Origin of the sequence: Phytopseudomonas straminea (assembly GCF_900112645.1) — a bacterium.
GTDB lineage: Bacteria > Pseudomonadota > Gammaproteobacteria > Pseudomonadales > Pseudomonadaceae > Aquipseudomonas > Aquipseudomonas straminea.
This window is the reverse complement of record NZ_FOMO01000009.1, coordinates 127,375-141,819: the sequence shown is the minus strand read 5'-3', so window position 1 is coordinate 141,819 and position 14,445 is coordinate 127,375. Positions and strand designations below refer to the sequence as shown.

11 protein-coding genes and 2 tRNA genes are annotated in these 14,445 nt (G+C 62.3%); 3 read left to right on the top strand and 10 right to left on the bottom strand.

Annotation, left to right across the window (positions count from 1 at the left end; all coding sequences use genetic code 11):
* Window positions 1-34: 34 nt before the first annotated feature.
* Window positions 35-1,885, top strand: a complete 1,851-nt coding sequence (locus BM279_RS19395) for a diguanylate cyclase domain-containing protein (RefSeq protein WP_093506460.1) — start codon at window positions 35-37, stop codon at window positions 1,883-1,885.
* 4 nt (window positions 1,886-1,889) lie between these two features.
* Here the strand turns inward: BM279_RS19395 and dnaB are convergent, their stop codons facing one another.
* The 7 genes from dnaB to rnr all read right to left on the bottom strand — a co-directional run bounded on the left by dnaB (window position 1,890) and on the right by rnr (window position 8,930).
* Window positions 1,890-3,284 (bottom strand): replicative DNA helicase, encoded by a 1,395-nt coding sequence (dnaB, locus tag BM279_RS19390; protein ID WP_093506458.1) that lies wholly within the window; start codon window positions 3,282-3,284, stop codon window positions 1,890-1,892.
* Between the two features lie 121 nt (window positions 3,285-3,405).
* On the bottom strand, window positions 3,406-3,852 hold the full coding sequence (gene rplI, locus BM279_RS19385; RefSeq protein WP_013793171.1) for a 50S ribosomal protein L9: 447 nt from the start codon (window positions 3,850-3,852) through the stop codon (window positions 3,406-3,408).
* 21 nt (window positions 3,853-3,873) lie between these two features.
* Window positions 3,874-4,767 (bottom strand): YybS family protein, encoded by an 894-nt coding sequence (locus BM279_RS19380; protein WP_093506456.1) that lies wholly within the window; start codon window positions 4,765-4,767, stop codon window positions 3,874-3,876.
* A gap of 36 nt (window positions 4,768-4,803) precedes the next feature.
* Window positions 4,804-5,034, bottom strand: coding sequence for a 30S ribosomal protein S18 (rpsR, locus tag BM279_RS19375; RefSeq protein ID WP_013793173.1), 231 nt, complete (start codon window positions 5,032-5,034; stop codon window positions 4,804-4,806).
* Between the two features lie 28 nt (window positions 5,035-5,062).
* Window positions 5,063-5,485, bottom strand: coding sequence for a 30S ribosomal protein S6 (rpsF, locus tag BM279_RS19370; protein ID WP_013793174.1), 423 nt, complete (start codon window positions 5,483-5,485; stop codon window positions 5,063-5,065).
* Window positions 5,486-5,688: 203 nt separating this feature from the next.
* Window positions 5,689-6,438 carry a 23S rRNA (guanosine(2251)-2'-O)-methyltransferase RlmB gene (gene rlmB / locus BM279_RS19365; RefSeq protein ID WP_093506454.1) on the bottom strand — a complete coding sequence of 250 codons (750 nt, stop codon included), beginning with the start codon at window positions 6,436-6,438 and terminating at the stop codon, window positions 5,689-5,691.
* A complete protein-coding gene (rnr, locus tag BM279_RS19360; RefSeq protein ID WP_093506452.1) occupies window positions 6,435-8,930 on the bottom strand; it encodes a ribonuclease R in 2,496 nt (831 codons plus the stop codon). Before rnr ends, rlmB begins: the two co-directional genes overlap by 4 nt.
* 202 nt (window positions 8,931-9,132) lie before the next feature.
* On the opposite strand from rnr, the gene BM279_RS19355 reads away from it, so the two are divergent.
* Window positions 9,133-9,219, top strand: a tRNA-Leu gene (locus BM279_RS19355).
* Window positions 9,220-9,302: 83 nt separating this feature from the next.
* Window positions 9,303-9,389, top strand: a tRNA-Leu gene (locus BM279_RS19350).
* Between the two features lie 94 nt (window positions 9,390-9,483).
* Here the strand turns inward: BM279_RS19350 and BM279_RS19345 are convergent.
* The 3 genes from BM279_RS19345 to BM279_RS19335 all read right to left on the bottom strand — a co-directional run bounded on the left by BM279_RS19345 (window position 9,484) and on the right by BM279_RS19335 (window position 14,164).
* A complete protein-coding gene (locus tag BM279_RS19345) occupies window positions 9,484-11,418 on the bottom strand; it encodes a methyl-accepting chemotaxis protein (protein ID WP_093506450.1) in 1,935 nt (644 codons plus the stop codon).
* A 189-nt stretch (window positions 11,419-11,607) separates the two neighbouring features.
* Complete coding sequence (locus tag BM279_RS19340) at window positions 11,608-12,900, bottom strand: adenylosuccinate synthase (RefSeq protein ID WP_093506448.1); 1,293 nt, start codon at window positions 12,898-12,900, stop codon at window positions 11,608-11,610.
* A gap of 79 nt (window positions 12,901-12,979) precedes the next feature.
* Window positions 12,980-14,164 carry an ATP phosphoribosyltransferase regulatory subunit gene (locus BM279_RS19335; RefSeq protein WP_093506446.1) on the bottom strand — a complete coding sequence of 395 codons (1,185 nt, stop codon included), beginning with the start codon at window positions 14,162-14,164 and terminating at the stop codon, window positions 12,980-12,982.
* Window positions 14,165-14,445 lie beyond the last annotated feature (281 nt).

The following is a 14,445-nucleotide window of genomic DNA, read 5'->3' as shown; positions in this document are numbered from 1 at the left end:
ACAAAACAATGCCTGCCTGCCCCAGGAGCCCCGCGTGCAGCGCCTAGCCAAATTCCTGACGCAGATTTTGTTGCTGACTTCCTTGAGCCTAGTCGCCTACGCCAACAGCATCACGCTGACGCCGGCCAGCAGCGGGCAAAGCCTTAACGAGCAGGTCGAGCTGCTCGAAGATAAGGGCGCAAAGCTAAGCATCGCGGATATGAGCGCTCCCGCTGTGCAGCAGCGTTTCATGCCGGCCCATGGCAAGGCCAGCGTCGGCCAGAGCCCTAATCCCTGGTGGATCAAGGTCACCCTGAGCGCCACAGCGGATGCGCCAAAGCAATGGTGGCTGGAAATCGCCTCGGTGACCCTCCTCGATCTGCAGCTCTATCTGCCCGATGACCAGGGTGGCTGGCAAATCCGTCAATCCGGCGAACGGGTGAGTTTCGCCGAAGGCCGCGATTATCCACACCGGCGTATGCTGCTGCGCCTGCCGGAACTGGGCGAACAGCCGCTCACCTTCTACCTGCGAAGCTATGACCCGGCCGGCAACTCCTTCCCGCTGAAAGTGTGGCAACTGGGCGATCTGAAGAGCCAGGTGAGCGGAGAAAACCTGCTACTGGGCCTTATTTACGGTGTGATCATCGCCCTTCTGCTCTACAACCTGTTTATCTTTCTGGCACTGCGTGACAGCGCCTACTTCTGGTATGTAGTGACCACCACCGGCGCTCTGCTGATGATCCTGAGCATGACCGGCCACGGTTTTCAGTACCTGTGGCCAGGCTCGGCGGTGCCCTTCTGGCTGGACCGCATCAGCATTCCAGCGCTCTGGGGCTTTGGTGCCTGTCGTTTCACTCAGAAGTTGCTGCAGACGCGTCGCTACGTACCCTGGGCTCACCACCTGTTAAACGTCAGCTTAGGCCTCTATCTGGTAGCAGTGACGGCTGATGCCTTCGGCTTGCGCGCCGTTGGCGCCTGGATATTCGTACTACTGGCGATCGCCACGATTCCCACCGCCCTTTGGGCTTCGTTAAAGCGCTGGAGGCAAGGCTACTTCCCGGCGTGTCTGTACTTCTGTGGCTATGGCACGATCCTGGCCAGCGTCAACCTGCTATTGCTGCGTGCCATGGGCATCATCCAGCCTGCTCCGTGGAGCAGCTACGTGTTTCCGGTCGCCGTTGCGCTGGAGTCCATCCTGTTCTCGTTCGCTCTCGCCTACCGCATTCAGCTGCTGAAGAACGAGCGAGCCGAAGCATTGCTGCGGGCTGACGAGGAGAAAGGTGCGCGCCTAGCGCAGGTGCAGGCCAGCGCCGATGAGCTGCAAGTGGCCGTCGACCGGCGCACCGCCGAACTGAAAAGCGCCAACCTGCAGCTCTCCCAGCAGGAACTGGAATTGCGACATGCCGCCTTCCACGATGCCCTGACTGACTTGCCCAACCGCCGCTACCTGATCGAGCAGTGCGAGAGCGCCATGCGTGGCGCACGGCAGAGCGATGAAAACCTGGCCTTGCTGCTGATCGATCTGGACCACTTCAAACCGATCAATGACCGCCATGGCCACGATGCCGGCGACCTACTGCTGCAGCACATCGGCCGAAGGCTGCGTGAGCAGGTACGCGGCAGCGATACTGTGGCGCGTCTGGGCGGGGATGAGTTCGCGGTATTGATCGGCGGTGCCGATGCCCAGCATTACGCCGAGGATGTCGCTGAACGCCTGCTCGCCGAACTGGCCCGGCCGGTGGAATATGCCGGCCACACCCTGAACGTCAGCATCAGCATTGGCGCAGCGTTCTACCCCCTGCACGCCGAGCAGTTCGCCGGCCTCTACAAGTCAGCCGACCAGGCGCTCTATCAGGCCAAGGCAGCCGGCCGCTCAGGTTACGCGGTGTTCCAGCCGGCCGACTGAGGCATCACTCGTCGTCGAACTGGTAGCTACCGGGCGCCAAATTCTCGAAGCGCGAGTATTTGCCGAGAAACGCCAGGCGCGCAGTACCCAGGGGGCCGTTACGCTGCTTGCCGATGATGATTTCGGCGACGCCCTTGTACTCGGTTTCCGGGTGGTAGACCTCGTCGCGGTAGACGAAAAGGATGATGTCGGCGTCCTGCTCGATCGCCCCGGACTCACGCAAGTCGGAGTTGATCGGGCGCTTGTTGGGCCGCTGCTCCAGGCCCCGGTTGAGCTGCGAGAGGGCAATGACCGGGCAGTTGAACTCCTTGGCCAGCGCCTTGAGCGAGCGCGAGATCTCGGAAATTTCGTTGACCCGGCTATCACCGCTGGAGCCGGGAATCTGCATCAGCTGCAGGTAGTCGACCATGATCAGGCCGATCTCGCCGTGCTCGCGGGCCAGGCGCCGGGTGCGTGCGCGCATCTCGCTGGGCGAGATACCGGCAGTGTCATCGATGAACAGTTTGCGGTCATTGAGCAGGTTGACCGCCGAAGTCAGCCGCGGCCAGTCGTCATCGTCCAGGCGGCCGGCACGCACTTTGGTCTGGTCGATGCGGCCGAGGGACGCCAGCATACGAATCACGATGGATTCGGAAGGCATCTCCAGGGAATACACCAGGATCGACTTGTCGCTGCGCATCAGCGCGTTTTCCACCAGGTTCATGGCGAAGGTGGTCTTACCCATCGATGGACGACCGGCGACGATGATCATGTCGGCCGGCTGCAGGCCGCTGGTCAGGTTGTCCAGGTCGGTAAAGCCGGTGGACAGGCCGGTGATCGCGTCACCGTTGTTGAACAGCTCATCGATGCGGTCGATGGCCTTGACCAGGATGTCGTTGATGCCCACCGGGCCACCGGTCTTCGGCCGCGCCTCGGCGATCTGGAAGATCAGCCGCTCGGCCTCGTCGAGAATTTCCTCGCCGGTACGGCCTTCGGGTGCGTAGGCACTGTCGGCGATCTCGTTGCTGATACCGATCAGTTTGCGCAGAGTGGCGCGCTCGCGAATGATCCCTGCGTAGGCCTTGATGTTGGCCACCGACGGCGTGTTCTTGGCCAGCTCGCCCAGGTACGCCAGGCCGCCGACCTGCGACAGCTGTCCTTCCTTGTCGAGCTGCTCGGACAGGGTGACCACGTCGAACGGCTGGTTACGTTCGGCGAGCTTGAAGATGGCGCGAAAGACCAGGCGATGGTCATGGCGATAGAAGTCGCCATCGGACACCTGATCCAGTACGCGCTCCCAGGCGTTGTTGTCGAGCATCAAACCACCGAGCACCGCCTGCTCGGCCTCGATTGAGTGCGGAGGCACTTTCAGGGCAGCGGTCTGCAGGTCGTACTGTTCGGTGATGCTGATGTCGTTCATGGGCGCCTGGAAAGAATGCTTGCGGTGAAAAACAAAGGGCACGGTACCGCTTTCGCAATACCGTGCCCGATGTTAGCGGGAAGGCACCTGAGTGCAAGCCCGCTAAGCAGTTCGCTGAGACTTAGGCAGCGACTACGACAACCTTGACGGTTGCTTCGACATCGCTGTGCAGGTGCACGGCCACGTCGTACTCGCCAACCTGGCGAATGGTGCCGTTCGGCAGACGAACTTCGGCTTTGGCCACTTCAACGCCGGAGGCGGTCAGGGCGTCAGCGATGTCGTGGGTGCCGATGGAACCGAACAGCTTGCCTTCATCGCCAGCGGTGGCGGTGATGGTGACTTCCAGCTCAGCTAGCTGAGCGGCGCGAGCTTCGGCGGAAGCTTTCTTCTCGGCAGCGGCTTTTTCCAGTTCGGCGCGACGTGCTTCGAAAGCAGCGACGTTGGCTTCGGTGGCAGCGGTAGCTTTGCCTTGCGGCAGCAGGAAGTTACGGCCGTAACCGGCTTTAACGTTCACTTTATCGCCCAGGTTGCCCAGGTTGGCGATTTTTTCCAGCAGGATGACTTCCATTTGGGTGTTACCTCTTAACTTTTAACCTTCACCGTTGGCGGGACCCGAACCGGGCTTGTCCGCCAGACGACCACGAAAATCAAACAGACTGTCGACGATGGCTAACACCACCAGCAAGGGATAGATCAGCTGCATGAACAGCAGCAGCGTAATGTACAGCCCGACCAGCCAGAACTTCGACAGTCGGCCCTTGGCCACCAGCCCGTGCAACAGAGCGATGGCAGCAAACACCAGCGGAACACTGCACAACGGCGTGAGCATGGCCATCTCGACACCCAGATTGGGCCCGAGCAGCATGCCGACCAGCAGCAACATCGCCAGCATCGGCGGAAATCTCAGCTCACGAAACTCGGAGCCGAAACCTCCAGGGTTGTACAACGCCGCCTGCCAGAAACGCCCAAGCATCAGGCTCAGCAAGCTGACCACCTGCAGCAGCGCTGCCAGCAATCCGGTCAGGATGGGTGCAATGAGACTCTGGAGACGCGCCTGATCATCCACCGACATCTGTTGGTGAACCCCATCGAGCATCTGCGGCAACAGCTTGGTCAGCTCCTGCGCCATGGCTTCGATGGGCTCGCGGAACGTCGCCCCCAATACCAGTCCATACACCAGGCCCAGCGCGATGCTGAACAACAGCACCCGCCTCCAGGACGGATTGGCGCGCAATACACACGCCAGCCCCAGCGCGCCCAGCAGCACCAGCAAGGTGCGCGGTTCGCCGAAGTACCACCAGCCAATGGCCGGCAGTAACGCCCAGGCGAGGATGCCGACGGCATCACTCAAGCCGCGCCGCAGAAGCACCAGGCTTCCCGCGGCAGCACTCAACCAGAACAGCAGCGGCAAAGCTGCAGATCCGACCACCACGAGGGTGGCCTGCATACGGCCGCGCATGATGAATTCTGCCAAGGCGCGCATGCGATAAATCCCTTACTACTTGTCGAACGTCAGATCTTAACGGCCGTGGCTGTCGGTGTAGGGCAGCAGGGCCAGGAAGCGGGCGCGCTTGATAGCGGTAGCCAGCTGACGCTGATAACGAGCCTTGGTACCGGTGATACGGCTAGGAACGATTTTGCCGGTTTCCGAGATGTAGGCTTTCAGGGTGTTGAGATCTTTGAAATCGATCTCTTTCACGCCTTCAGCGGTGAAACGGCAGAATTTACGACGACGGAAGAAACGTGCCATGGGATTGGCTCCTCAATAGATCCGGTGATTACTCGTCAGCGTTGTCGCTGTCGTTGTTGTCGCTGTCATCGCCGTCGTTGGACTCGGCGTTTTCAGGACGTTCACGACGCTCACGGCGCTCACTGCGGTTTTCTTCGGCCTTGAGCATCTCGGACTGACCGGTAACGGCTTCGTCGCGACGGATGACCAGGTTACGGATCACGGCATCGTTGTAGCGGAAGTTGTCTTCCAGCTCGGCCAGGGCCTTGCCGCTGCACTCAACGTTCAGCATCACGTAGTGAGCCTTGTGAACGTTGTTGATGGCGTAGGCCAGTTGACGACGGCCCCAATCTTCCAGACGGTGGATCTTGCCGCCGTCTTCTTCGATCAGCTTGGTGTAACGCTCGACCATGCCGCCGACTTGCTCGCTCTGGTCCGGGTGAACCAGAAAGATGATTTCGTAATGACGCATGAATGCTCCTTACGGGTTGTAGCCTGCCGCGAAATGCGGTCAGGCAAGGAGTGAATGACACTGTTGACTTGCTGAAACGGAGAGGCGCGCAAACACCTGCCATGACGGCAAGGGGCGACATTCTAGAGAAGCCCCCAGGCGCACGCAAGGCGATTTGGCGATTTTTTGAACAGCCAATCGCCGGCGCTGTACCGGCGATTGGTTCAGGCTTTGAGCGCGCGACGCTGACGCAGCGCCTCGAACAGGCAGATGCCGGTGGCGACCGACACGTTGAGACTGCTGACGCTGCCAGCCATGGGCAGCTTGACCAGGTAATCGCAGTGCTCGCGGGTCAGGCGGCGCATGCCTTTGCCTTCAGCGCCCATGATCAGCACTGTCGGGCCAGTCAGGTCCTGCTGGAACAACTCCTGCTCGGCTTCACCAGCCGTACCGACGACCCACAAGCCGCGCTGCTGGAGCTTTTCCAGGCTGCGCGCCAGGTTGGTCACGGCGACCAGCGGGATCACCTCGGCGGCCCCACAGGCGACCTTGCGCACCACCGGCGTGAGCGTGGCCGATTTGTCCTTCGGCACGATCACCGCCAGCGCACCCGCCGCATCGGCGGTGCGCAGGCAGGCGCCGAGGTTGTGCGGATCGGTCACCCCGTCGAGTACCAGCAGCAGCGGTGGGCCTTCACAACGGTCGAGCAACTCCTCGAGCATCGCCTCGCCCCATACCTGACTTGGGCTGACTTCCGCGACCACACCCTGGTGCACGCCTTCGACCCAGGCGTCCATCTCACGGCGCTCGCACTGGCCGACAGCTACACGCGCCTGACCGGCCAGCTCGAGCAGCGGCTGCACGCGCGGATCACTGCGACCATCAGCCAGCCAGATCTGCTTCACACGCTTGGGGTGATGACGCAGCAGCGCCTCGACGGCATGCACGCCGTAGATCTTTTCCAGCTGACTCATGACTTGGCCTTGCCTTTCGACGGGCCCTTGCGATGGCGACTCGGCTTGCCACCCTTGTCCGTCGGCTTGCCGCCTTTCTTGCCGGAAGTCTTGGACTCGGCGAGCAGCGCCTTCTTAACATCACGGCTTTTCTGGACGTCGGTATTACCAGCAGGCGTGTTGCGCGCCCCGCGGCCACTGCGGCTATCGCCGCCAGACTCACGACGCTTGCCGCGCGCCGCCGGCGCCTGCTCTGTACCTTCGGCCATCTCGAAATCGATCTTGCGCTCATCCAGATCGACACGCATGACCTTCACCGACACGCTATCGCCAAGGCGGAAGCTGCGGCCACTGCGCTCACCCGCCAGACGGTGATGCACGGGATCGAAGTGGTAGTAATCGCCAGGCAACGCGGTGACGTGCACCAGGCCTTCGACGTAGATGTCCTTGAGCTCGACGAACAGGCCGAAACCGGTCACGGCAGTGATCACGCCCGGGAAGGTTTCACCGACGCGATCCTTCATGAACTCGCACTTGAGCCAGTTGACCACGTCACGAGTGGCTTCATCGGCACGTCGCTCGGACATCGAGCACTGCTCACCGAGCTGCTCGAGCATTGGTTCGTCGTACGGATAGATGCGCGCCTTGGGCATGCTAACGGCACCGGCACGCTCGACGTGCGGGGTGTCCTGCTTGGAGCGGATCACGCTGCGGATCGCGCGATGGATCAGCAGATCCGGGTAGCGGCGAATCGGCGAGGTGAAGTGCGCGTAGGCGTCGTAATTGAGGCCGAAGTGCCCCTGATTGTCAGCGCTGTATACCGCCTGGCTGAGCGAGCGCAGCATCACCGTCTGGATCAGGTGGTAATCCTCGCGACCGCGGATGCTTTCCAGCAGTGCCTGGTAGTCCTTGGGCGACGGACCGTCCTTGGACTTGCCACGGTGCAGGGAAAGCCCCAGCTCGCCGAGAAACGCCTTGAGCTTTTCCAGGCGCTCCGGTGGCGGACCATCGTGCACGCGGTACAGCGCCGGAATGCCGTGCTTCTGCATGAACGCGGCGGTGGCCACGTTGGCGGCCAGCATGCATTCCTCGATCAGCTTGTGGGCATCGTTGCGCTGGGTCGGGCGGATCTCCGCGATCTTGCGGCCCGAGCCGAAGATGATGCGGGTCTCCTGGGTTTCGAAGTCGATGGCGCCGCGCTCGTGGCGAGCGGTGAGCAGCACCTGATAGAGCGAATACAGTTGCTTGAGGTGCGGCAGCACGTCCTTGTACTCGCTGCGCAGGGCCTTGCCTTCGCTGCTCTTGGGCTGCTCGAGCATGGCACTGACCTTGTTGTAGGTCAGGCGCGCATGGGAGTGGATCACCGCCTCATAGAACTTGTAGTCGGTCATCTTGCCGGTCTTGGAGATCGAGATCTCGCAGACCATGGCCAGGCGATCGACCTTGGGGTTCAGCGAGCACAGGCCGTTGGACAGCTCTTCCGGCAGCATCGGAATGACCCGCTCCGGGAAGTACACCGAGTTGCCGCGTACCTGGGCCTCGGCGTCCAGCGCCGAGCCGACCTTCACGTAATGGGAAACGTCGGCGATGGCCACGTAAAGCTTCCAGCCGCCGGAGAACAGGCGCCAGTTGCTGCCGCTCTTCTCGCAGTACACCGCATCGTCGAAATCGCGGGCATCCTCGCCGTCGATGGTGACGAACGGGATATGCCGCATGTCGACGCGGTTTTCCTTGTCCTTCTCCTCGACCTCGGGCTTGAGCTTGCGGGCTTCCTTGAGCACCGCCTCTGGCCAGACATGAGGAATGTCGTAGCTGCGCAGGGCCACGTCGATTTCCATGCCCGGTGCCATGTAGTTACCGACCACTTCGGTCACGTCGCCCTGGGGCTGGAAGCGCGGGGTCGGCCAGTGGGTGATCGTCACTTCGACGAACTGGCCCTGCTTGGCGCCGCCGTTACGGCCGGCAGTGACCAGCACTTCCTGCTGGATCTTCGGATTGTCGGGAATCACGAAGCCGATACCGCTCTCTTCGTAATAACGACCGACAATGGTCTGATGGCCACGGGAAATCACTTCGACGATAGCGCCTTCGCGGCGACCTCGACGGTCGAGGCCCGAAACCCGCGCCAGTGCGCGGTCGCCATCGAATACCAGACGCATCTGCGCGGGGCTCAGGAACAGGTCATCGCTGCCGTCATCGGGCACCAGAAAGCCGAAGCCGTCGCGGTGGCCACTGACGCGACCAAGGATCAGGTCCAGCTTGTCCACCGGCGCATAGGTGCCGCGGCGGGTGTAGATCAGTTGACCGTCGCGCTCCATGGCGCGCAGTCGGCGGCGCAGGGCTTCTATCTGCTCGTCGGTGGTCAGCCCGAACTCTTCGAGCAGCTCCTCACGACTGGCGGGCGAGCCGCGATCAGCCAGTTGCTGAAGAATCAGCTCGCGGCTGGGAATGGGGTTGTCATACTTTTCCGCTTCTCGGGCGGCCTCGGGATCGAGGGATTGCCAATCGGCCATTAGAAACTGTTCACCTTATCTATAGAGTCGTTTTTTGCCATGTATCTATTGAAGCGCGAAAGCGCCCTCCGGGTCAGCTCTCAGCACAAATAATTTTTCGACGTCAGGGGTTTACAAGGTAAAAGCGCGACCGTATAGTTCGCGCCCACAGCGTCGAGCAGACGTTGTAACACGAAGCAGATGAGCAATCATCAGTTTCAGTGCCCAGGTGGCGGAATTGGTAGACGCGCTGGTTTCAGGTATCAGTGATCGCAAGATCGTGGAAGTTCGAGTCTTCTCCTGGGCACCAAATTTCGTGAAGCAGCTTGATAACCTGCTTTGCAAATAACGGATGTAATGATCCGTACCGGCAACGGTGAACATTACTGCAGTGCCCAGGTGGCGGAATTGGTAGACGCGCTGGTTTCAGGTATCAGTGATCGCAAGATCGTGGAAGTTCGAGTCTTCTCCTGGGCACCAAAATTCAAAAAACCGAGCCAATGGCTCGGTTTTTTATTGCCTGAGCAAAAGTGACCCGCAAGGCCTGGCAATCACCAGGCCCGCGCTGCCCTCCTCACACCTTGAACTGACCCAGGCTGTCCTTGAGCTGCCCCGCCAGGCCATCGAGTACACGACCGCTATTGGCCGTCGCCGCCACCGCCTCGGCCGCACGCTGGGCCTCGGCGTGGATTACCTCGACACGACCGCGCACCGCATCGGCCCCTTCGGCCTGATGCGCTGCAGCCTGAGTGGCGGCATTGATGGCGCCGTGTACGTCCTCAACCGAGCGCTGTACCGCCTGCTGGATACGCGCGCTTTCACGAAGCGCCGCCAAGCCTTGGTCCGCCTGCTGCCCAGCCTGACCGATTGCCCCGACCGCTTCACGGGCGCCCTGCTGCAGGGCGACGATATGCGACTGGATATCGCCGGTCGATTGCTGGGTCTTGCTGGCCAGAGCACGCACCTCATCGGCCACCACGGCAAAGCCACGGCCGCTCTCGCCGGCCCGCGCCGCCTCGATGGCCGCGTTGAGGGCCAGCAGGTTGGTCTGCTCGGCGATCGAGCGAATCACCGTGAGCACCACCTCGATCTGCTCACTCTGCTTGGCCAGACGCTCGATGACCGCCGAACCGGCGTCGACCCGCTGCACCAGCTCTTCGATGGAGCCGCCGACCCGGTTGGCGATGGCGGTGTTTTCCTGGGTCGACTGGCGAATCGCCTCGACCCGCTGCAAAGCCTCCTGCATGGCCCGACTTTCGGCCTGAGCCTCGTCAGCCATTACTGCCAGCGCCTGCAGGCTGGCTGCCACTTCGTCACGCTGGCGTTCGGCAGCCTGCTCCGCGGCAACGCTGCGAGCGCTCAGCGCGGTAATTTCCTGTCCGGTGCGCACCGCCACGTCACCGGCCTCACGCACGATGGGCTGCAGTTTGGCGACGAAACGGTTAACGGCAGAGGCCATTTCACCCACCTCGTCACGACTGTCGATTTCGATTCGCCGGGTCAGATCGCCCTCGCCAGCGGCCAAGTCGTCGAGCGCCGCGATCAAGGTGCGCAGGCGCACCACCACGCGACGCCCCAGCACGATCGCCAGCGCCAGCAATACGCCGAAGCCAACCACCGCCAGGCCCATGCCGATGCGCCAGCGCAGGTTGGAGGCGGCCGCGTCGACCGCTGCACCGGTATTGGTCGCCATGCCCTGGGCCGCCTGCTGCGCCGAGGCCAGCCGCTCCGAAAGCGCCTTGGCGCTATCCGTTGAGGCGCCGGCCAGACTATCGGCCACCAGCTGACCACCGCTAGCAAGCAAGGCCTCGAAACGCTTGTCGACCGCCTGCAGCTCGGCCTCGATGGCGGACGTGGAAACCCCCATCAGCACCTTGCCGATTTCCACATCATTGGGGCTGATGCTGGCTTCGACGAAATACACGCCCGGGTCGGTCTTGGCTGCATTGATTACCTTGTCCAGCGCACGCTCACCCGCCCCGGTATCGAGCATGTGCTGAATCTGCTCGTTCTGACGGTTGAGGTAACGGGTCAGATGGTTACCCTCGGCATCGTCGTAGATTACGAACAGCACGTTGGGGTTACGCTGCGCACGGCGGGCGAATTCCGACAGCGCAGGGATATCGGAATCCCACATGGCACGCGGCGCCACGGCAGCGAGCAGCTGCGCCAGATCATTGGCGGAATCGCGCAGACTGCGCTCGAGACTGGCACGAATCTGCACACGTTCATCACTGAGGCGACTCGACAGCCCGGCCGACAGACTCTCACGGGTACGCACCGAAAGCCCGCCCAGGCTAGCCGACACGTCCTTGTTGGCCTGCTCCAACTCGCTCGCCAGACGCTGGGAATCGCTGCCCAGCTGGCGCTCAAGATCGGTCACCAGACCATCCACGGTGCTGCGCGTCAGTGCCAGCACCAGCACCACCTGAACGAACAGCGCCACGCCCAGCGCGATGAACACGGGCAGTAACAGGCGACTACGCAGCAGCGAAAAGACAGCGATCACGGGCAAATCCTCCGACCGCCAGAGGAGCGGCAACTTCAGGGTAGGAGCAAGTCAAAGCAAGGCGCGTGCCGAATAGCGGCACATCGCCAGATTGCACCCAGACCTCGCGCCTCGTCAAACGAAAACGGGCCGCCCAAGGGCGACCCGTTTCGTTTACCGACCTGCGGCTGCCACAGCAGCCGTTACCACTCAGGCGAAAGGATGGCGCAGCACGATGGTCTCGTTGCGATCCGGGCCGGTGGAGATGATGTCGATCGGCGCACCGACCAGCTCTTCCAGGCGCGAGATGTAGGCACGGGCGTTGGCCGGCAGTTCTTCCAGGGTCTTGGCACCCAGGGTCGACTCGCTCCAGCCCGGCATCTCCTCGTACACCGGCTCCAGGCCAATGTAGCTGTCGGCATCGGTCGGGGCGTCGATGACAGCGCCGTTCTCGTTCTTATAGCCCACGCAGATACGGATGGTTTCCAGGCCGTCGAGCACGTCCAGCTTGGTCAGGCACAGGCCCGAAATGCTGTTGACGTCGATGGCGCGACGCAGGATCACCGCGTCGAACCAGCCGCAACGACGGGCACGACCGGTGGTAGCACCGAACTCGTGGCCACGCTTGGCCAGGAAGGCGCCGACATCATCGAACAGCTCGGTCGGGAACGGGCCGGAACCGACACGGGTGGTGTAGGCCTTGGTGATGCCGAGGATGTAGTCGATGTACATCGGGCCAACGCCAGAACCGGTGGCGATACCGCCGGCAGTGGTGTTGGAGCTGGTGACGTACGGGTAGGTGCCGTGGTCGATGTCCAGCAGCGAGCCCTGGGCGCCTTCGAACATGATGTCCTTGCCGGCGCGACGCAGGTTGTGCAGCTCGGCAGTGACGTCGAGCATCATCGGCTTGAGCTGCTCGGCGTATTCCATGCACTGATCCAGGGTTTCCTGGAAGTCGATGGCCGGCTCTTTGTAGTAATTCACCAACTGGAAGTTGTGGTAATCCAGCAGCTCGCCGAGCTTGGCGGCGAAACGCTCGCGGTGGAACAGGTCACCGATGCGCAGGCCGCGACGGGCGACCTTGTCTTCGTAGGCCGGGCCGATACCGCGACCGGTGGTACCGATCTTCAGCTCGCCACGGGCCTTCTCGCGCGCCTGGTCCAGGGCCACGTGGTAGGACAGAATCAGCGGGCAGGACGGGCTGATGCGCAGGCGCTCACGCACCGGTACGCCCTTCTCTTCCAGCTTAGTGATTTCACGCAGAAGAGCGTCGGGAGCGACCACCACGCCATTGCCGATCAGGCACTGCACGCCTTCACGCAGCACGCCCGACGGAATCAGGTGCAGTACGGTTTTCTCACCGTCGATCACCAGCGTGTGGCCGGCATTGTGACCGCCCTGGTAACGCACGACGGCGGCGGCGTGTTCGGTCAGCAGATCGACGATCTTGCCCTTGCCCTCATCACCCCACTGGGTGCCCAGGACGACGACATTCTTACCCATGATACTTGTCCTCTTCGCGCAAGCTTGAGCCGGTCGCGGCCGGCGAAAATAAATCAGAATAGACGAGCCAGCAGGCCGCTCAGTCCAGCGCCAGCACCTGCCAGCGACCCTCATGCAATACCAGTTGGCGATCACAGTGCGCCTGCACCGCCTCGCTCAATTCCTGCCCCGGCAGCGCCTGTACCACGCGCTCACCATCGGCGCGCAAGCGGCGGACCGCCTGCCACAGATAAACATCATGACTGTCCGGCGCCCAGATGCCTGCAGGCTCTTCGCCCAGCGGCATACGGCCGAGCGTCACCAGCGTCTTCAGGTCGGTGGAGAAGCCGGTAGCCGGACGGGCACGACCGAAGTCGGCTCCGATGTCGTCGTAACGACCGCCCTGGGCGATGGCCTGCCCCACGGACGGTACGAACGCGGCGAACACCACGCCAGTGTGGTAGTGATAACCACGCAGCTCACCGAGATCGAAATACAACGGCAGCTCCGGATAGCGCAGCTCCAGCGCATCGGCGATGGCCACCAGCTCGTCGAGAGCGGCATGCACGTCATCCGGCGCATCGACCAGACAGGCCAGGGCCAGATCCAGCACTTCGCGACTTCCGCACAGCTCGGCCAGGGCCCGCAGCATGCGACGCAGCGAGTCCGGCAGCGCCTCGGTAAGCGCATCGATCTCGTCCATGGCCTTGCGCTGCAGGGCATCGAACAGCTGCTGCTCGGCCTCACCAGAGAGTTCAGCAGCACGCACCAGGCCGCGGTAGATACCGACGTGCCCCAGGTCCATGTGCACGTCCGGCACTTCGGCCAGCTCCAAGGTGTCGACCAGCAGGCTGATCACTTCTACATCGCTGGCCGGACTGGCGTCGCCGTAAAGTTCGGCGCCCAGCTGAATCGGGCTGCGCGAGGTGGTCAGCGCCCGCGGCTGCGCATGCAGTACGCTGCCGGCGTAGCACAGGCGGCTCGGCCCTTCACGGCGCAGGGTATGCGCATCGATGCGCGCGACCTGCGGGGTGATGTCGGCACGGAAACCCATCTGCCGGCCAGACAGAGGATCAGTCACCTTGAAGGTACGCAGATCCAGATCCTGGCCCGCGCCGGTGAGCAGCGACTCCAGGTACTCGATGTGGGGAGTGACCACGAATTCATAGCCCCAGCGCTGGAACAGATCCAGTACCTGACGACGCGCGATTTCGATGCGCGCCGCTTCCGGGGGCAATACTTCTTCGATCCCATCTGGCAGCAGCCAGCGGTCTACCGTTGCCATTTCGCCATTTCCCTCTTGATTCGGGCGGCACAAGCCTTCAGTGAAGCGGATGGGAAGCCGAGCACGGCAACAGGCCGGCCGACTCCAGGAACGGGCATCGAGACGATCAGAGATTTGATTGCACGAAGCCCCCACGCCAGCGGCGCGGAAAGGGACAAGGTCAGGGACCTTGAAAGACAGAACGTAACGCTCAGTTCGTGCCGCATGATTCCCACAGGCGTAAAAAAGCCGGGATTTTCCCGGCTGCTGCATCATACCACGTCGAAAGCCTCAAGCCGCAA